The sequence below is a fragment of the Bradyrhizobium sp. SZCCHNRI1009 genome, from assembly GCF_032487575.1.
GTDB lineage: Bacteria > Pseudomonadota > Alphaproteobacteria > Rhizobiales > Xanthobacteraceae > Bradyrhizobium.
This window is the reverse complement of record NZ_JAUEUL010000005.1, coordinates 92,080-110,914: the sequence shown is the minus strand read 5'-3', so window position 1 is coordinate 110,914 and position 18,835 is coordinate 92,080. Positions and strand designations below refer to the sequence as shown.

Below are 18,835 nucleotides of genomic sequence, written 5' to 3'. Positions count from 1 at the left end.
CCGTCAACCGTTGGCGGAGGTCTGGTCGCATGATCCCACCACCCAGACATCCGACGCCGCGAACGATAGCGCGATCTCGCTGCCGACCTCCGCGGCCTGGCCGGCACGGTCGCCCTTGATGATCAGCCGCTGCGCGCCGACCGTGGCGACCAGACGCATGTGATCGCCGAAATACACCGCGTCCATGATGCGCGCGGTCAGGCGGTTTGCGGTTGCGGCCGCATGATCGTTGATCCGGATCGCCTCGGGTCGGATCGAGACCTGCACCTTGCCGCCATCGACGCGATCAGCGCCGGCATGCGCCGAAAGCGTAAGGCCCGAGTCCGTCGTCAGCCGCATCGCCTCGCCGGCCTGCTCAGCCACCTTGCACGACAGCAGGTTGGTCTCGCCGATGAACTCGGCGACGAACGGCGTCCGCGGCAGCTCGTAGATCTCGCGCGGCGTGCCGATCTGCTCGATCCTGCCGTGGTTGAACACGGCGATGCGGTCGGACATCGTCAGCGCCTCGTCCTGGTCGTGGGTGACGAATACGATGGTGAGGCCGAGCCGGCGGTGCAGGTCGCGGATGTCGAGTTGCATCTGCTCGCGCAGCTTCTTGTCGAGCGCGCCGAGCGGCTCGTCCATCAGCACCACCTGCGGCTCGAACACCAGCGCGCGGGCCAGCGCCACGCGTTGCTGCTGGCCGCCGGAGAGCTGCGCCGGCTTGCGCTCGGCCATGGCCGACAGCTTCACCATGTCGAGCACGCGCGCGACCCGCGTGGCGATCTCGGGCTTGGGCGTGCCGCGCATCTTCAGGGGAAACGCGATGTTGTCGCGCACGCTCATGTGCGGGAACAGCGCGTAGTTCTGGAACACCACGCCCATGTTGCGCTTGTGCGGCGGGAGCCCGTCGACCCTGACGCCATTGACTGCGATCGTGCCGCTGGTCGGCTGCTCGAAGCCGGCCAGCATCATCAACAGCGTGGTCTTGCCGGAGCCGGAGGGGCCGAGCAGGGCGACGAACTCGCCGCGGGCGATATCGAGGTCGAGATCGTCGACCACGGTCAGCGCGGCGAAGCGCTTGACCACCTGCCGGAACGAGATGAAGGGGGTATCCATGACGAAGGCTTTCGGCGCGGACCTCGCCGGGACTCATACGAGGCGGGCAGGCGCGCGTCGCGACGATCGCGCGCCCGGTGTGCGGAAGCGGCGGGCCTCAGCGCGCCAGCCAGGCGTTGAAGCGCTTCGACAGCTCTTCCGAATTGTCCGTCCAGAAGCCGACGTCCAGCGCGATCGCCTGCTTCAGGTTTTCGGGGGTCGTCGGCAGCTCCGCGGCGTATTTCTCCGGCACCAGCTTGGCAGCGGCGATGTTCGGCAGGCCGTAGGCGATGTATTCCGGCAGCTTGGCCTGGTTCTCGGCCTGGCTCGCAAAGGCGATGAAGTTCATCGCGGCATCCTTGTTGGGCGAGCCCTTGAGCACGACCCAGCTGTCGACCGCATAGATGCTGCCCGGAAACACGAAGCCGAAATGCTTGCCCTCGGTGCGGTTGATGGCGGTGATGCGGCCGTTATAGACCGAGGTCATCGCGACCTGGCCGGACGACAACAGCTGCAGCGGCTGCGCGCCGGCCTCCCACCACACGATGTCGGCCTTGAGCGCGTCGAGCTTCTTGAAGGCGCGCTCGACGCCCTCTTTGGTCTTCAGCACCTTGTAGACGTCGGTCGCCGGCACGCCGTCGGCCATCAGCGCGAACTCGAGCGTGTATTTGGCGCCCTTGCGCAGGCCGCGCTTGCCCGGAAACTTTGCCGTGTCCCAGAAGTCCGCCCAGGTCTTCGGCCCGTCCTTGATCTTATCGCCGTCGAACGCCATTCCGGTGGACCACACGATGGCGCCGACGCCGCAATCGCTGACGCCGGCCGGGATGAAGCCGTTTTTGTCGCCGATCTTGCTCCAGTCGATCTTCTCGTAGATGCCGTCGCTGCAGCCGAGCTCGAGCTCCTCGGCCTCGACCTGCACCGCATCCCAGTTCGGCACCCCGGCCTTCACCTTGGCCTGCAGCACGCCATAGCCGCCGTCCCAGCTCTCGTCGAGCACGGTGGCGCCGAGCTTGGCGGCGAAGGGCTGGAAGTAGATCTTGCGCTGCGCGTCCTGGTAGTTGCCGCCCCAGGACACGACGGTGAGATCACGCGCCTGCGCGGAAACGAGGAGACCTAGCATCGCGGCTGCGGTCACCAGCACCGTCTTCGAGACGGTTGCGGCTGCGCGTCTGACAGGCCGATCCGTCGCGTTCGACACTGTTGCCGTCGTGGAGTTGGTCCGCAGAAAAAGCATGCTCGATGATCCGTCGCGCTTGAAAGGTTCAAAAAAGCTATCGGCTGGACCAAGCCCTGGCAAGCGCGAGTTTTGATCGTCACGTGATGCTATTTTGGCGTTCATGCGCTGCATCAGTGGCGTTGCGGCGAAGCGCTAATGGTGCCGGATCCGCGCGGGAGGGTGCCGTGCGGCGGCCCGTCCGCTTCACCGCAGAGCAGGATTTTGATCGCGGTTGTGGTTTCATCCGATGTCCGTCTCCGTCGACGGCGCTTCCTCATATCTCAGCAGGTCTCCGGGCTGGCAGCCGAGAAACCGGCAGATCCGCTCGAGGGTCTCGAAGCGCACACCCTTCACCTTGCCTTGTTTGAGCAGGGACAGGTTGGCCTCGGTGATCCCGACATATTCGGCCAGGTCTTTGGACTTCACATTGCGTTCCGCGAGCATCACGCCCAGCCGCACTCGGATCGGCATGTCCTGTCCTTCAGACGAATTGCTTGTTTTCGTCGGCGATCTCCAGCGCCTCCGTCATCACCCAGGCGATGACCGCAACCGTCCCTGCGAAGATCAGCGCTAAGAGCGTATCCGATCCGACGCTCAGCGCGAGGGTCTTCGCTCCCGCGGGCTGACGGAAGCTCAGGACGACCGACAGCGCTGCACCGGCCAGCGGTTTCAGCAGGGCTGATGCCGCGACAGCGATCGCAAACGTCTTCAGCTGTCTGATCGAGTCGCGCGAGAAGATGCGGCCGGCGGCGAAGGCGTCGAAGCAACGACGTCCGCTCAGCAGGCCCCAGATCAGCGTCCCCAGCGGCACCATGGCGATGCTGAACGCGAGGGCCCGCGTGGACCAGTCGATCTCGGTCACCGGCGCATTCGGGATGCCGGCGTGGCTGAACAGCGTGGGCGCGGGCGTCAAGGCCCAATAGAGCGCCATTGCCGCGGCGAGCAGCCCGGATGTGACGAGACAGCTTGCCGCCATCAGTTGGCTGAGCCGGCGAATGCGATTGCTGCGTCCGGAGCGCGCGGCACTCGTGCCGGACATCTCTGCTGTTTGCGTCATGGTCGAATGGCCCCCACGGTTGATTGGTGTCTCGGCAGTGCGCCGACAGGATCACGATACGATCAAAAATTATCGTTTGACAATAATTTATTTTCGTTCGACAGATGGGGTATTAGCTCAGGAGCCACCTCATGTCTCATTGCCGGGCCAGACTGGCCGTCACTGTCGCCTTCGCGTCCGCTGTTATGACGACTTCTCCATCCAGCGCCGCGCCATCCACCTCTCGCGGCCTGATATCGGTCGCGCAGGTGGTTCAGATGCTGGAGAAGGCGCCGACCGACCGGACGGCCCAGCAGGTTCTCACCGCCTACCTTGCCGGCGTCGGCGAGGCCGCTGGCGCAGTCGCCAGCATGGGGCGCGCGACCTGCCGCACCTCGTTGAACTTGAGCGCGGCGACTGTCGGGCAGGCGCTGAGCTCCGCTGCCGCAGCGCAGGACGCGGCGGAAACGCCGGCAACGCCTTTGATCGTCAGGGACATGCTCGATCGCGCAGGATGCAAGCGCCCATGAGCTGTTCCGGCGCAGCAGCCATCACGCGCCAAAGCCGGTCTTCGCCATAGATGTCGTTACTTCGTGTTTTGCCGCGGTTTCGTTCAAAGGCGCGCGTGCTGGCCATTGATGCGGCGCCAAGGCGCGCCGCTACAGGCCGGCGCCGCAGCCATCGCGCTCCGGGCAGCTCTGCGATAGCGACGGATCACCTGCTGCCGCATTGTCGACGACCAGGCCCACCGCGGGGCGTGAGCTGGCTGTAGCGCTGACCGGGCCGGCGAGACGGCGAAATCCTCCATGTGCTCCGATGCGCTGAAAACCCTCGGCCGTCTTCATCAGCCGGGCTGCCACCATTTGATTCAAAAAATCCATGTTGCAACTCCTTGTGGTCAAATGACCCGGCGGCCTGGTGCGGGACAGGCCGCCGGGTCGGCGCAACGTGCTGGAGTTGGCGTCCTCCATCCCGCTGCGCTGGTCTGTGATCCGTTTCACAGTCCTGTAGAATTGATCGCGAAACGGATCATCGGGGGAGCGTGATGAGGGACGCCAGCGGCCATTTGTCTCTACGAATCAAGAGACGATCGCGCTTCTGGACCCTCGACATCACGCGCGTTCACATTCTTGTTTACTCCGCGGGTTGAGCCGCCACCGTACCGTGGCCGCCATGCTGGGTGAGCGGCTTCATGCCGGTCAGCGTCCGCAGCAGCACATAGAACACCGGCGTCAGGAACAGGCCGAACACGGTGACGCCGATCATGCCGGAGAACACCGCGACGCCCATCGCGCGCCGCATCTCGGAGCCTGCTCCGGTCGACAGCACCAGCGGCAGCACGCCCATGATGAAGGCCATCGACGTCATCAGGATCGGCCGCAACCGCAGACGGCTCGCCTCGATCGCGGCGCGCAGCGGCGTGCGCCCGGCGAATTCGAGCTCGCGCGCGAATTCGACGATCAGGATCGCGTTCTTGGCGGAGAGGCCGACCAGCACGATCAGGCCGATCTGGGTGAAGATGTTGTTGTCGCCCTTCGAGATGTAGACGCCGGCCATTGCCGCCAGCAGCGCCATCGGAACGATCATCAGGATCGCCAGCGGCAAGGTCAGGCTCTCATACAGCGCGGCCAGCACCAGGAACACCAGGAGGATCGCCAGCGGAAAGACCCACAGACCGGAGTTGCCGGCGATGAACTCCTGATAGGTCAGGTCGGTCCATTCGAAGGCAAAGCCGGGCGGCAGCACCTCGGCCGCGACCCGCTCGGCCGCCGCCTGCGCCTGGCCCGAGGAGAAGCCGGGCGCCGCTGCCGCGTTGATGTCCGATGACAAGAAGCCGTTGTAGCGGATGGCGCGCTCGGGCCCGGCGCTCTGCCTGATGTTCAGCAGCGCCGACAGCGGCACCATGTCGCCGGAGGCGGAGCGCACCTTGAGCTGGCGGATATCGTCGGCACGGGCGCGGAACGGCGCGTCGGCCTGCACGCGCACCGAATAGGTGCGGCCGAACTTGTTGAAGTCGTTCACGTAGTAGGAGCCGAGGTAGATCTGCAGGGTGTTGAACACCTCCGTCACGGGCACGCCGAGCTGCAACGCCTTGGTGCGGTCGATGTCGGCGAACAGTTGCGGCACGTTGACCTGGAAGCTGGAGAATACGCCGGCAATTTCCGGTGCCTTCTGCAGGCCCGCCATGAACGCCTTGGTGACGTCGTTGAGCGCCTCGTAGCCGAGGCCGGCGCGGTCCTCGATCTGCAGCTTGAAGCCGCCGATGGTGCCGAGGCCGTTGACCGGCGGCGGCGGGAACATCGCGATGAAGGCGTCCTGGATGCCGGCGTATTTCTTGTTCAGCTCCATCGCCAGCGCGCCGCCCGACAAGGACGGATCCTTGCGCTCGTCGAACGGCTTCAGGGTCGAGAACACGATGCCGGCATTGGAGGAGTTGGTAAAGCCGGAGATCGAGAGACCAGGGAAGGCGACCGAGCTCTCGATCCCGGGCTGCGTCAGCGCGATGTCGCTCATCTTGCGGATCACCTCCTCGGAGCGGTCCAGCGTGGCGCCGTCCGGCAGCCGCGCGAAGCCGACCAGGTACTGCTTGTCCTGGCCCGGCACGAAGCCGCCTGGCACCTGCTTGAACAGCACGGCGGTGGCGCCGACCAGCAGCACGTAGAGCACCATGACGGCGGCCTTGCCGGTGATCACCTTCGACACGCTGCCGCTGTAGTTATTGGACGCACGGACGAAGGCGCGGTTGAAGCCGCGGAAGAACCAGCCGAGGCTCGTGTCGAGGATGCGGGTGAGGCGATCCTTCGGCTCGTGGTGCCCCTTGAGCAGCAGCGCCGACAGCGCCGGCGACAAGGTCAGCGAGTTGACTGCGGAGATCACGGTGGAGATCGCGATCGTCAGCGCGAACTGCTTGTAGAACTGCCCGGTGAGGCCGGAGATGAAGGCGAGCGGTACGAACACCGCGACCAGCACCAGAGCGATCGCGATGATCGGTCCCGACACCTCGCGCATCGCCTGATAGGTGGCGTCACGTGGCGACAGGCCACTCTCGATGTTGCGCTCGACGTTCTCCACGACGACGATGGCGTCGTCGACGACGATGCCGATCGCGAGCACCAGGCCGAACAGGCTGAGCGCGTTGATCGAGAAACCGAACAGATGCATCACCGCGAACGTGCCGACGATCGAGACGGGGACAGCCAGCAGCGGGATGATCGAGGCGCGCCAGGTCTGCAGGAACAGGATCACGACGATCACGACCAGCACGATGGCCTCGAAAAGTGTGTGCACGACGGCCTCGATCGAGGAGCGCACGAACTGCGTCGGGTCATAGACGATGTGATACTCGACGCCTTCCGGCATCGTCTTCTTGATCTCGGCCATGGTGGCGCGGACGTTGTCAGAGATCTGCAGCGCGTTGGAGCCGGGCGCCTGGAAGATCGGGATCGCCACGGCCTGCTTGTTGTCGAGCAGCGAGCGCAGGCCGTACTCGGAGGCGCCGAGCTCGATGCGGGCGACGTCGCGCAGCCGCGTGATCTCGCCATGAGCGCCGGTCTTGACCACGATGTCGGCGAACTGGTCCTCGTTGGAGAGCCGGCCCTCGGCATTGACCGAGAGCTGCAAATCGAGCCCCTTGACGCTCGGCGATGCGCCGACCACGCCGGCGGCGGCCTCCACGTTCTGCGCCTGGATCGCCTTGACGATGTCGGAGGCGGAGAGGCCGTGCTCGGCCGCCTTCTGCGGATCGACCCACACCCGCATCGAATAGTCGCCGGCGCCGAACAGCTGCACGTCGCCGACGCCGTCGATGCGCGCCAGCCGGTCCTTGACGTTGAGCACCGCGTAGTTGCGCAGGTACGTCGTATCGTAGCGGCCGTTCGGCGAAATCAGATGCACGACCATGGTGAGGTCGGGCGAGCTCTTCTTGGTGATGACACCGAGCTGGCGCACCACGGCGGGCAGCCGCGGCTCGGCCTGCTGCACGCGGTTCTGCACCAGTTGGGTGGCCTTGTCCGGATCGGTGCCGAGCTTGAAGGTGACCGTGAGCGTCATCGCGCCGTCGGTGGTCGCCTGGCTGCTCATATAGAGCATGTTCTCGACGCCGTTGATCTGCTCCTCGATCGGCGTCGCCACCGTCTCGGCGATCACCTTCGGATTGGCGCCGGGATAGGTCGCGCGCACCACCACCGAGGGCGGCACGACGTCGGGATATTCGGAGATCGGCATGGAGAACAGCGCGATCAAGCCGCCGAGAAAGATCAGCGTCGACAGCACGCCTGCGAAGATCGGCCGATCGATGAAGAATTTGGAGAGGTTCATGGGAGGCCCCGTGGTCGGGAGATGTCGGTGAGTGACGTAAAATTCGTTTGAGCTCTTGTGCTCGATGCCGCCTCATATCCGGTGTCGTCCCGGCGAACGCCGGGACCCATACCGCGGACGGCTAGTTGGTGAAAAAGATTGCGGGTCATCTTTCTTTGTCGACAAATACGGCCGGTGGTTATGGGTCCCCGCGTTCGCGGGGACGACAGTTGTGGTGGTCGCGAACAGCCGAGCTTCCATCAAGATCAGCGCTGTGCCAGCTGCTTGTTGTCGTATGCAGCCCCATCTCTTGCGCCCATCGCTGCCACCTGCGTCTTCAGCAACGCGCCCGGCCGCACCCGCTGAAGGCCGTTGACGACCACGCGCTCGCCGGGCTTGAGGCCGGCGGAGATGATGCGCAGGCCATCGACGCTGCCGCCGAGGCTGACCGGGCGATAGACAGCGCGCTCGTCGTCGCCGACCACCATCACGAATTTCTTGTCCTGGTCGGTGCCGATGGCGCGCTCGTCGAGCAGCACCAGCGATTGCTGCTGCGGCTGGCCCATGCGCACGCGCGCGAACTGGCCGGGGATCAGCCGGCCGTCCTCGTTCTTGAACACGGCGCGGACGCGGATCGTGCCGCTCTGCCCGTTGACCTGATTGTCGATCAACTGGATATGGCCGGATGCCGTGATGCCGCCCGAGGTCGTCATCTCGACCGGGATGCGGTCGAGATTGCCGCGTTTGCCGGAGCCGTCGGCAATCGCCGACAATGCGCGCAACACCAGCTCTTCGGTGGCGTCGAAGCTCGCATAGATCGGGTTGACGGACACCAGCGAGGTCAGCACCGGCGAGGCCGACCCGGCGGCGACGAGGTTGCCGACGGTGACCTCGATCCGGCCGACCCGGCCGTCGACCGGCGCGCGCACCTGCGTGTAGTCGAGATTGAGTTTTGCGGCCTGCAACGCCGCTTCCGCGGCCTTGACGTTGGCGATCGCCTCGCGATTGCCGTTGTCGCGCTGGTCGTAGTCGCGCTTGGTGACGATGGAGTTGCCGACCAGCTGCGCGCCGCGCTCCAGCTCATTGGCGGCGAAGGATGCGCGGGCCCGCGCAGCCTCGAGCTGCGCCTGCGCCCGGTCGACCTCGGCGGCGTAGGGCGCGGGGTCGATCTTGAACAGGACGTCGCCGGCCTTGACCAGCGAGCCCTCGGTGAAATTGGTGCCGAGAATGGCGCCGGCCACCCGCGGCCGGATCTCGACCCGCTCGACCGCCTCGAGCCGGCCGGAGAACTCGTCCCACAGGCTCGCCTGGCGCGGCTCGACGACGGCAACCGTCACGGGGACGGCCTGTTCGGGGGCCGCCGCGCGGGCCGCATTCGGCGCGGGACTGAAGTGGAAATATTGGGAGCCGGCGTAGGATCCGGCGGCAATCACCAGGCCGGCGGCGGCGACGGTGCCCAGCCACCGCCTCAGGCGGCCGGAAGAACGAATTTCGGGCGAAGGCATTGGCGCGCTCCAGATTTGTAGTGCTCGCTACAAATGTGGCGCTGGCAACCCGTTCGCAAGAGACTTATGTAACGGATGCTACGAAAATAGTAGCCCGACTTTCGGCGACTGCGCCAGATCAAAGAAATCGCGTTCAATAACAACTAGATAAGAATCAGACGGGGCGGAGACGGGAACAGGAGTTTTGCACATGGGCATCGGACGGCCCCGGACTTTCGATCGCGACACCGCGCTGGACCAGGCGATGGAGGTGTTCTGGCGCCATGGCTATGAGGGCGCGACCATCGCCCAGCTCACCGACGCCATGGGCATCAACCCGCCCAGCCTCTATGCCGCGTTCGGCAGCAAGGAAGCCCTGCTCAAGGCCGCGCTCGACCGCTACACGGCGCGACGGGAGGCCTGGATGGACGAGGTGCTGAGCGCGCCGACCGCCCGCGAGGTCACCGCGCGGATGCTGATGGGCGTCGCCGAGAAACAGACCGATCCCTCCAATCCGCCCGGCTGCCTGCTGGTGCAGGGCGGTCTCGCCTGCGGCTCCGGCTCCGCCAACGTGCCGTTCGAGCTCGCGGCCCGCCGTGCGCAGACCGAGGAGCAGCTCCGGCACCGTTTCGAGCGCGCCAAGCGCGAAGGCGATCTGGCCCCGGCCGCGGATCCGGCCGCGCTCGCGCGTTACGTCTCGGCCGTGATCACGGGCATGAGCGTGATGGCCTCCTCCGGCGGCGACCGTGAGGCTCTGGCCCAGGTTGCGGCCGTGGCGATCAGGTCGGTCGAGGAGCAGTCTGTGCGGGCGTAATGCCCGGTCGCGCGGAGCCAAGCCGCCATGCGACATTCTCAAGCTGTCTCCATCTGTGTGTTCGCGAAGCCCCGAGCAGTCGTAGGAGTGACGGCCTGTGAGATCGTAGCAGGATATCGGCGTTTTCCGGACCGTCAGCCCGCAGCCGTTAAAGCACACCTTCGCGATGCCGGGCTTCGATCTGATTCCGGGCCGAATAGAGCGCTCGCAACCACCAGCCGCTTAGTCCCGGCGCGTCCGACGTCGCTCAATCTTGTCCGAAGGAGGCCTGCTCTGGAGCACCGTCCGCATGATGCCGGCGAACAGCAATGCTGCGGCCGGCCAATGAAACCAGACTCTGTGCAGACCGGTGAAAACATTGATCAGAAGCAGAAAGCCGGAGACCGTGAGGGCCATTGCGAGGGGACGAGGCAGGCTCGCGAAGTGATCCGCGATCGAGGTGATCGACGTGGATGCATCGCCGTCGCGAAAAGCAGGTGGAGCGCTCGAGGCCGCAAACGCGCGCGCATGGAGGGCGCCGTCGTCAACCGGGAGGTCGGGTCGCTGGCCGGAACGGCCGCCGATCGTGACACGATAGCTGGTCACCGGGGCAACATTCTTCAGCGGTGGCTGGCCAAGACAGTCGAAGCCGACAGTCAGTTTGTTGTGCACCTGGTCGTAGACGGGGGCCGAGACCACGATGCCGCCGGGCTCGGCCAGTTCTTGCAGGCGCGCCGCGATATTGACCCCATCGCCGAAGATATCGGAACCATCCACCATCACATCTCCCAGATTGATCCCGATGCGAAACTGCATCTGGTGTCCGTTGGATGGCGTGGGCTTCTGACTGATTTCCTGCTGAATTTCGACGGCACACCGCACGGCCTCGACGACACTGGCGAACTCGGCGATCACGGCATCGCCCCAAGTATTGACGATGCGCCCGTCATGGCGCACCACCAATCCTGCAATGGCCGTGCGGTAGCGGCGCAGCGTCTCCAGCGTACCGGCTTCGTCGGCTCCCATGAGGCGGGAATAGCCGTGCACATCCGCGCACAGCACTGTCGTCAACCGCCGTTTCAATTTATCGTCCGCCATGTAGCCGATCGTAGCCTCATCGATTGCCAAATGCATCAGGCATCATCCGGCGCAGCGGGATCAGGCCGCGCTGTTTTCCGTCCCATGCGCTGTGCGGCGGTCGCCCTTCGCATGGGTCTCTTGCGCTTCCTGATGAGGTCCGTTTCTTTGTGGGCCTGCATCGCCGGCCGGGCCGGTGCGCGCCTGCCTTTCCTCGCAACCACCGGGTTCAGCCTTCATGCGTGTCTTCTCCGCCGCCCTTGCCACCGAGACCAATACCTTCGCGCCGATGCCCACGGGGCTCGCGACCTTCCATGAGCGCGCCTACTTCCCCGCCGGCCAGCACCCGGACAAGATGCAGATGCATGGCGGGCCACTATGGGCTGCGCGCCAGGTTGGGCCGTCCAAGGGCTGGACGCTGATCGAAGGGCTGGTGGCCGCGGCCGTGCCCAACGGGCTCGTCACTCGCGCCGCGTTCGAAACCCTGCGTGACCAGATCCTTGCCGACCTCAAAGCCGCGCTGCCGGTCGACATGGCGCTGATCGGCCTGCACGGCGCGATGATCGCCGACGGCTATGATGATTGCGAGGGCGAGCTGCTCGCGCGGATACGCGAGATCGTCGGACCCGATGTCGTCGTCGGCGCCACGCTCGACCCCCACGTTCATATGAGCGAGCTGATGGTCAGAAGCGCCGATCTTCTGATCTGCTGGAAGGAATATCCGCACACCGACATTCTCGAGCGCGCGCAGGATCTGGTGAAACACTGCACCGAGATCGCCGAGAAGCGGCTGAAGCTGCAGAAGGCGCTGGTCGACACCGACATGATCGTCACCCTGCACACCACGCGCGAGCCGGTGCGCAGCTTCGTCGACCGCATCACCGCGCTGGAAGGCAAGGACGGTATCGTCTCGATCTCGATCGTTCACGGCTTCGGCTGGGGCGACACGCCGTCCATGGGCACCAAGGTGCTGGTCTATAGCGATGCCGCCGTCGATCCGGACGGTGTCAGGGCGAAGGCGCTGGCACGCCGCCTTGCGGACGAACTGATCGGCATGCGCGAGGCGGTGACCGAGCGCATGCCCGGCGTCGATGCCGCGCTTGACCAGGCATTGGCGACAGACGGCACCATCGTGCTCGGCGATGCCAGCGACAATCCCGGCGGCGGTGCGCCCGGCGATTCCACCTTCATCCTGCGCCGGCTGCTCGACCGCAACATCGGCAATGCCTGCCTCGGTCCACTCTGGGATCCGATCGCGGTGCGCATCGCCTTCGATGCCGGCGTCGGCGCCAAGCTGCCGCTGCGGATCGGCGGCAAGATCGGGCCGCTGTCGGGTGATCCCGTCGATGCGACCTGGGAGATCAAGGCGCTGAAGGAGAACATGGTGATGACGGGCCTCGCCGGCACGCCCGCCAAGCTCGGCGATTGCGCGCTGATCGCGAGCAATGGCGTCGAGGTCGTGATCACGACGTTCCGCTGCCAGGCGTTCGGCACCGACTTCTTCACCCAGCTCGGCTGCGATCCTGCCACGCGCAAGCTCGTCGTGGTGAAATCCGCCCAGCATTTCCGCGCGGCATTTGCGCCGATCGCGGCCGACATCATCATGGTCGATGCGCCCGGCGTGGTCGCGCGCGACGTGACGACGTTGCCCTACAAGAAGATCAAGCGTCCGAAATGGCCGCTCGACGAGTTGCCGCAACCATCGCGCGCATGATGTCCCAGAATGCGACGATCATCGCAGCGACGTTAACGTTCGGAACGCGGCTGGAACGAACCGCGTCCGAATCGCTTGCGAATCAGGGTTTGAAATCTGTTCACGGCTAGATGTCGTATCTCTCCGAGATGGCGCGCAACATGCAGCGCCGGCGATCCTGATCGCGCGGCTCGGCTTTCGCGAGAAGGTTAAAGGCGCAGAGGCGCGCCGGCGTCGTTGGAGAGAAAGCTACGACCCCGCATGCGGGGGCGGGCCCGCTCACGTCGTCGACGATCCGAACCGTCGCATCCACGCCGCCCTCAGACTGATCGGTGTCGGCGAGAACGGGCCCGGAGGCGCGCGCGTGATCAGGGCGACCAGCAGGAGCGCGGCGATCGCGAGCCAGAAGCACAGCCAGAACGCGTCGAGATAAGCGAGCACGTTGGCCTCGCGCTGGACCTGCGCGGCCAAGGTCCCGACGGCGCGCGCCTTGGCTTGGCCGCCGCCATGCGCGGCGAAATAGCCGGTCAGCCGTTGCAGCGCGCGCGCGACGTCGAGGTCGCCGCTCTGGATGTTGAGGCCGAGATAGGCCGAATGCACCTGCTCGCGCACCCGCAGCCACGTTCCCATCAGGGCGACGCCGATTTCGGCGCCGCCGAGCCGCATCACCTGGATGTAGGCCGCAAAGGAGGTCGCGCGGGCCGGATCGGAATTCGACAGCGCGAGGATGATGATCGACAGCAAGGTCAGGGCCTGTCCGATCGACTGCAGCACGACGATGACGATGAAATCCTCGCGCGCCCAGGCATGGGTGATCTGGGTGCCGAGCAGATTGGCCGCCGCGAAGGCGCTGAGACCGAGCACGACGACGATGCGAGGATCGAGATGGCGAAGCAGCACGATCGACAGCGGCACCAGCACGATCATCGGCAGCGCGCCGTAGAACAACAGCAGCGAGCCGCTCTGCTCCGGCCGCAACTGCGTGATCGTGGCGAGGAAGTTCGGCACCAGCGACGCATTCGAGAGGCTGGTCAGCGTGTAGAGCAGGATCACGACCAGCGACAGCCCGATGTTGCGCGAGAACAGCACGTTGAAATGCGCCCATGGCTGCGGGGCGAGCGCCTCGTTGACGAGGAACAGGACGAACAGCACAGCGCCGCCTGATAGCAGCGCCATCACCGTGCCCGATTGCAGCCAGTCGAGCCGGTTGCCCTGGTCGAGCCCGGCATAGATCATCGCCACGGCGCTGCCGAGCAGCAGCATCCCGCCCCAGTCGGCGTTCTCGAGCAGCGTGCGGTTGACCGGCTCGGTCGGGGTGCCGAGATAGACCATCAGCGCCATCAGCGGAGCCAGCACGACGCCCTGCCAGTACAGCCACTGCCAGCCGAGATGCTCGACATAGAAGCCGACCAGCGAGGTCGAGGTATCCAGCGCGAAACCGACCCGGATCGCATAGATCGAGATCGCCGGCAGCCACCAGCGGATCGGCAGGTTGCGGAAGATGATCATGAGCGTGGCCGGCACGAAGGTGCCGAGCAGCATGCCGTGCAGGATCGCGAGCGCGATCAAGGTCGGATAGTCGCGCACGAACGGAATGATCAGCGACAGCACCGCGTAGACCAGGCTGGGAATGCCGAGCACACGGCGCAGGCCGAACACGGTCGCGAGCCACGCCACCGCCGGCGCGATCAAGATCTGCGAGCCGATCGCGGCGGTCGACAGCCAAGCGCCCTCGTCGAAGCCGAGCGAGAACGCGCCGCGCAGATCGGGCAGGCCGACCGAGGTCAGCCGGCTGTCGAAATTCGCCAGGAACGAGCCGAGCAGCACCGCCCCGACGGCAAACAGCGGATGCGCCGCCTGGCCGCCGCGCGACAGCGGTCCGCGATCGGTCTCACTTGGTGCCATCGGCCTGGCCGGCGGTGCGGATGTGGGTCTCGACCGACATGCCCGGCAGCAGCCGCGCGAGCAGCGGCTGGTCGCCGTCGAGGGCGATACGGACCGGAATGCGCTGCACGACCTTGGTGAAGTTGCCGGTGGCGTTGTCGGGCGGCAGCAGCGCGAATTGCGAGCCGGAGGCCGGCGCGATCCGCTCGACGCGGCCATGCAGCCTTTGGCCCGGGAACGAGTCCACGGTGACCTCGACCGGCTGGCCGGGCGCGACATGGGTGAGCTGCGTTTCCTTGTAGTTGGCGATGACGAACACATGCGGCAGCGGCACCACTGCGATCAGGCTGCTGCCGATGTTGACGTAGTCGCCGACCTGGACCTGGCGCTGTCCGACGACGCCGTCGAATGGCGCGGTGATCCGGGTGTAGCCGAGCTTGAGCCGCGCCGCGGCGAGCGCGGCCTTGGCGCCGGCGAGATCGGCGCCGCGCTGCTTCTTGGTGCCGGTGAGCACCTCCAACTGGTGGCGCTGGGCGGCGATTACCGCGCGGCTCGCGCGCACGTCCGCCTGTGCCTTGGCATAGGCGGCCGTTGCCTGTTCCAGCCGCTGCTTGGTCCCTGCCTCGCTCTGCGACAGCGACTGCTGGCGCTCTTCCTCCTGCCTGGCCTGCACCTCGGCCGCGCCGGCCGAGACCTGCTGCGCTTCGGCCTGGGCGATGGTCGCGTATTGCAGCTCGACCTGGTTGCTGAGGTTGTCGAGCGCCGCCTGCGCCGCTTCGACATTGGCCTCGGCCTGCGATACCTGTGCCTCGTAGTCGGCCGGATCGATCTGGACCAGCAGGTCGCCGGCCTTGACCTGCTGGAAATCGCTGACCGCAACCTTCGTCACCTCGCCGGCCACGCGGCTCGAGAGCTGCGTCAGGTCGGCGCGCACATAGGCATCGTTGGTCGACTGGGTCGTTGCGTTGCCGGTCCAGGCGTTCCAGCGCGTGGTCGCGAGCGCCACGAAGGCGAGCGCTGCGATCACCGCAAGCAGCGGAATGCCGAGACGCGCCCAGAGCCCGGGCGCCGCGGCGGACGAGGGGGGCGGCGTCGATGCAGCGCGCGCCGCCGCGTCGACGTTACCAGGTGTTTCACTCAAGGGAGCCTCCTGCATCGGCCGACGCTGATCAGTCCGACGACTCGTACCCCATTCTGCGCCGCGTGCCACCTGGACTCTGGGTTGTGAGCCATGCGCCGCGGGGCATGGACATCTGCGCGCCGAACGGAACCGGCAGGCGATCGGACCGTGATGAAACAGCTAACAGGCCAGCAGGTTGAGCACACGGGCACAGCCCGCGATCGCCGCGCCGCGACCGCGCCAACGACATCGGCGCTGCACTCGCTGCCGCGACCAGCCCGCGCATGATGTCCCAGAATGCGACGTCGCGCGCGCTCACGTTAACGTTCAGAACGCGACTTGAACGAACCGCGTCCGAATCAGCGGCGCAGCCGGGTACGAGGTCTGTTCACGGCTAGATGTCGTGCTGCCATCGCGTGACATCAGCTATTCGGCATCACCTGACCGCCACCGGACGACCGGCCGGGGTGCAAGACCGTTAAGAGCGCGCAGAGCGGCGTGCCGCCAAGCGGTTGTCGGTGACGCCGGCCGGCGCGCTGCCCGGTTGCAGCGGTCGCCGCGCTGGGTCACATTTCGCATCCGCGACTGGGTCCAGCCGTTCGCTGATCAGAAGGCCTTCATGCATGGGTCACAACGGAGCGATCCTGGTTGCCGGAGGCGCCGGCTACATCGGGGCTCATTGCTGCAAGGCTGTTGCCGGGGCCGGCTACGTGCCGATCTGCTACGACAATCTGTCCACCGGCCATCGCCGCTTCGTGCGGTGGGGACCGCTGGTGGTCGGCGACATCGCCGACAGCGCCAGAGTGGCTGACACCATCCGCGCCCACGGGGTCGGCGCGGTCATGCACCTGGCCGGGCCGAGCACGATCGGCGAATCCGTCACCGATCCGGAGGCATACTATCTCAACAACGTCGCCGGCAGCCTGCGCCTGCTGCAGGGCATGCGCGAGGCCGGCTGCGCGCGGCTGGTGTTCTCCTCGACCGGCGCGGTCTATGGCGACGCCGGGCGGGATCCGATTCCCGAGAGCGCCGCGGGATCGGCCCTGAATCCCTACGGCCGCTCGAAATACATGATCGAGCAGATCCTGGCGGACTATCAGGCGGCCTACGGCCTGTCGGCCATCGTGCTGCGCTACTTCAACGCTGGCGGCGCCGACGCGTCAGGCCTGATCGGTGAGCTGCGCGATCCCGAGACGCACCTGATCCCGCGGGCGCTGATGGCGATCCTCGGCCATGTGCCGGACTTCGCGATCTTCGGCACCGACTATGACACACCCGACGGAACCGCCGTGCGCGACTATGTTCACGTCGATGATCTCGCGGCAGCCCACATCGCGGCGATGGAGCGTCTGCTGCAGAACGGTTCGGGTGGCACCTACAATCTCGGCACCGGCCGCGGCCATTCGGTTCGCGAGATCGTCGATGCAATCGGCAGGGAGACCGGCGAGCGGATCCCGCTGGTGGTGCGCGCGCGCCGCGCCGGCGATCCACCGGTCCTGGTCGCCGATCCGCGTCTTGCCCGGCAGGAGCTCGGCTTCGCGGCGCATCGGTCCGATCTCGGCACGATCATCCGCTCGGCCTGGAGCTGGCACCAGACCGCGCACCCCCGGATCGCATGAGGCCGATGCCGCGTGTCGGGAGCTTGTCGGGGAAGTTGTTACGCCGCGGCCGGCGGCGTGTGCGCGAATTCGTCCACGAAGCTCATCTCCGCGCGCTCGTCGTCGACCGACCAGCAGCCGATCTCGGAAGCGCCCCGGAAGAAGTGGACGCTGTGGACCGGTGAGCGGAAATCGTCGCCGCGAATGATCTGGAGCAGCGTCTGCGCCACGCGGCGGTGATCGCCGGGGAGCCTGAGGTCGAAGAATGCGTCGCCATAGCCCGGCAGGATGGTGCCGGCCGAATCGCGAACTTCCATGCGCAACTGAGCCATGCTCGCATTCAACGACAGCAACGGTTTCCGCCCGGTAAATGCCGCCGCGCTTTGGTCTCGATCCGGCGGCACATGCGGCCTCATCATTCGAGAGCTATTGCAGCGTGAACAGACCCAGCGCATCGCGGACCTCGCGCAAGGTCGCAGCGGTGACGGTACGCGCCAGTTCGGTGCCCTGCCTGACGATATCGAGAACATGGCCGGGATCACGCGCCAACGCCGCACGCCGGGCGCGGATCGGCGCGACCACGGCCTGCAGCACGTCATCGAGCCGCCGCTTCACGATGCTGTCGCCGAGGCCGCCGCGGACATAACGCGCCTTGAGGTCCGCAACAGCCGCAGGATCGTCGTCGAACGCGTCGAGATAGGTGAAGACGACATTGCCCTCGACGCGGCCGGGATCCGCGGCCCTGATGTGGCCGGGATCGGTGAACATGCGGCGGACAGCATCGCGGATCTCGTCCGCCGTGGCGGAGAGCGGAATCGTGTTGCCCTGTGATTTGCTCATCTTGGCCTTGCCGTCCACGCCGGGCAGGCGCCCGACGCTCGGGATCAGCGCGCGTACCTCGGGCAGCACCTCGCTGCCCGCCTGGCGGTTGATGCGGCGGACGATCTCGTTGGTCTGCTCGATCAGCGGCGCCTGGTCGTCTCCGACCGGCACGATGGTCGCCTTGAAGGCGGTGATGTCGGCGGCCTGCGCGACGGGATAGCACAGGAAGCCGCCCGGAATATCGCGGCCGAAGCCGCGCGCCTGGATCTCGTCCTTGATGGTCGGGTTGCGCTCGAGCCGCGCCACCGTGACGAAGTTCATGTAGAGCAGCGTGAGATCAGCCAGCGCCGGCAAATGCGATTGCAGGCAGATGGTCGTCATCTCCGGATCGATGCCGACGGCGAGATAGTCGGTCGCGATCTCCAGGACGTTCCGGCTTACCCTGGCCGGATCGTGGGCGTGGTCCGTGAGCGCCTGGGCATCGGCCAGCAGCAGGAATTGCCGATGCGTGGATTGCAGCGCGACGCGGTTCCGCAGCGAGCCGACATAGTGGCCGAGGTGCAGGGGGCCGGTGGTTCTGTCGCCGGTCAGGATGACGGGACGGTCTGGCACTGAGGGACGCATTGTGGTTCTCCAGGAGTGAGAACCGCCGCTCGATCGAGCTCTTCGATGCTGTTGATGACAAGAACCGCGTCGCAGGCCGATGAACGGCGGCGACGGGCGATCAAAGACGAGGCCG

The 18,835-nt window shown here is 66.2% G+C and carries 15 protein-coding genes; 4 read left to right on the top strand and 11 right to left on the bottom strand.

Going from position 1 to position 18,835, the window contains the following annotated elements:
* Positions 1-3: 3 nt before the first annotated feature.
* The 4 genes from QX010_RS11510 to QX010_RS11495 all read right to left on the bottom strand — a co-directional run bounded on the left by QX010_RS11510 (position 4) and on the right by QX010_RS11495 (position 3,350).
* Positions 4-1,098: an ABC transporter ATP-binding protein gene (locus QX010_RS11510; RefSeq protein ID WP_316179563.1), complete on the bottom strand. Its 1,095-nt coding sequence runs from the start codon at positions 1,096-1,098 to the stop codon at positions 4-6.
* Positions 1,099-1,195: 97 nt separating this feature from the next.
* Positions 1,196-2,197 carry an ABC transporter substrate-binding protein gene (locus tag QX010_RS11505; RefSeq protein ID WP_315802162.1) on the bottom strand — a complete coding sequence of 334 codons (1,002 nt, stop codon included), beginning with the start codon at positions 2,195-2,197 and terminating at the stop codon, positions 1,196-1,198.
* A gap of 336 nt (positions 2,198-2,533) precedes the next feature.
* Positions 2,534-2,764 carry a helix-turn-helix transcriptional regulator gene (locus QX010_RS11500; protein WP_315801851.1) on the bottom strand — a complete coding sequence of 77 codons (231 nt, stop codon included), beginning with the start codon at positions 2,762-2,764 and terminating at the stop codon, positions 2,534-2,536.
* Between the two features lie 10 nt (positions 2,765-2,774).
* A complete protein-coding gene (locus tag QX010_RS11495) occupies positions 2,775-3,350 on the bottom strand; it encodes a DUF2975 domain-containing protein (protein ID WP_316179562.1) in 576 nt (191 codons plus the stop codon).
* A 257-nt stretch (positions 3,351-3,607) separates the two neighbouring features.
* On the opposite strand from QX010_RS11495, the gene QX010_RS11490 reads away from it, so the two are divergent.
* On the top strand, positions 3,608-3,859 hold the full coding sequence (locus QX010_RS11490; RefSeq protein WP_316179560.1) for a hypothetical protein: 252 nt from the start codon (positions 3,608-3,610) through the stop codon (positions 3,857-3,859).
* A 604-nt stretch (positions 3,860-4,463) separates the two neighbouring features.
* Here the strand turns inward: QX010_RS11490 and QX010_RS11485 are convergent.
* Together QX010_RS11485 and QX010_RS11480 are read right to left on the bottom strand one after the other, a co-directional pair.
* A complete protein-coding gene (locus QX010_RS11485) occupies positions 4,464-7,646 on the bottom strand; it encodes a multidrug efflux RND transporter permease subunit (protein WP_316179558.1) in 3,183 nt (1,060 codons plus the stop codon).
* Positions 7,647-7,891: 245 nt separating this feature from the next.
* Positions 7,892-9,130 (bottom strand): efflux RND transporter periplasmic adaptor subunit, encoded by a 1,239-nt coding sequence (locus QX010_RS11480; protein ID WP_316179556.1) that lies wholly within the window; start codon positions 9,128-9,130, stop codon positions 7,892-7,894.
* A gap of 190 nt (positions 9,131-9,320) precedes the next feature.
* On the opposite strand from QX010_RS11480, the gene QX010_RS11475 reads away from it, so the two are divergent.
* Positions 9,321-9,923, top strand: a complete 603-nt coding sequence (locus tag QX010_RS11475; RefSeq protein ID WP_315801856.1) for a TetR/AcrR family transcriptional regulator — start codon at positions 9,321-9,323, stop codon at positions 9,921-9,923.
* A gap of 222 nt (positions 9,924-10,145) precedes the next feature.
* Here QX010_RS11475 and QX010_RS11470 read toward each other — a convergent pair whose 3' ends face one another.
* A complete protein-coding gene (locus QX010_RS11470) occupies positions 10,146-11,000 on the bottom strand; it encodes an adenylate/guanylate cyclase domain-containing protein (protein WP_316179830.1) in 855 nt (284 codons plus the stop codon).
* Positions 11,001-11,217: 217 nt separating this feature from the next.
* Between QX010_RS11470 and QX010_RS11465 the strand changes: the two genes are divergently transcribed.
* The gene (locus QX010_RS11465) at positions 11,218-12,693 is read left to right on the top strand and encodes a M81 family metallopeptidase (protein WP_316179554.1); all 1,476 of its coding nucleotides are present in this window, start codon (positions 11,218-11,220) and stop codon (positions 12,691-12,693) included.
* A gap of 258 nt (positions 12,694-12,951) precedes the next feature.
* Here QX010_RS11465 and QX010_RS11460 read toward each other — a convergent pair whose 3' ends face one another.
* Together QX010_RS11460 and QX010_RS11455 are read right to left on the bottom strand one after the other, a co-directional pair.
* Entirely contained in the window at positions 12,952-14,577 is a 1,626-nt protein-coding gene (locus tag QX010_RS11460; RefSeq protein WP_316179552.1) for an MFS transporter, read from the bottom strand.
* Entirely contained in the window at positions 14,564-15,697 is a 1,134-nt protein-coding gene (locus tag QX010_RS11455) for an HlyD family secretion protein (protein ID WP_315801859.1), read from the bottom strand. The genes QX010_RS11460 and QX010_RS11455 overlap by 14 nt, the downstream gene beginning before the upstream one ends.
* 602 nt (positions 15,698-16,299) lie before the next feature.
* On the opposite strand from QX010_RS11455, the gene galE reads away from it, so the two are divergent.
* A complete protein-coding gene (gene galE, locus QX010_RS11450; protein WP_316179550.1) occupies positions 16,300-17,295 on the top strand; it encodes a UDP-glucose 4-epimerase GalE in 996 nt (331 codons plus the stop codon).
* 38 nt (positions 17,296-17,333) lie between these two features.
* On the opposite strand, the gene QX010_RS11445 is transcribed toward galE, so the two are convergent.
* Both QX010_RS11445 and trpS read right to left on the bottom strand, forming a co-directional pair.
* Positions 17,334-17,678, bottom strand: coding sequence for a hypothetical protein (locus tag QX010_RS11445; RefSeq protein WP_315801861.1), 345 nt, complete (start codon positions 17,676-17,678; stop codon positions 17,334-17,336).
* Between the two features lie 22 nt (positions 17,679-17,700).
* Positions 17,701-18,720 (bottom strand): tryptophan--tRNA ligase, encoded by a 1,020-nt coding sequence (trpS, locus tag QX010_RS11440; protein ID WP_316179548.1) that lies wholly within the window; start codon positions 18,718-18,720, stop codon positions 17,701-17,703.
* Positions 18,721-18,835: the final 115 nt, after the last annotated feature.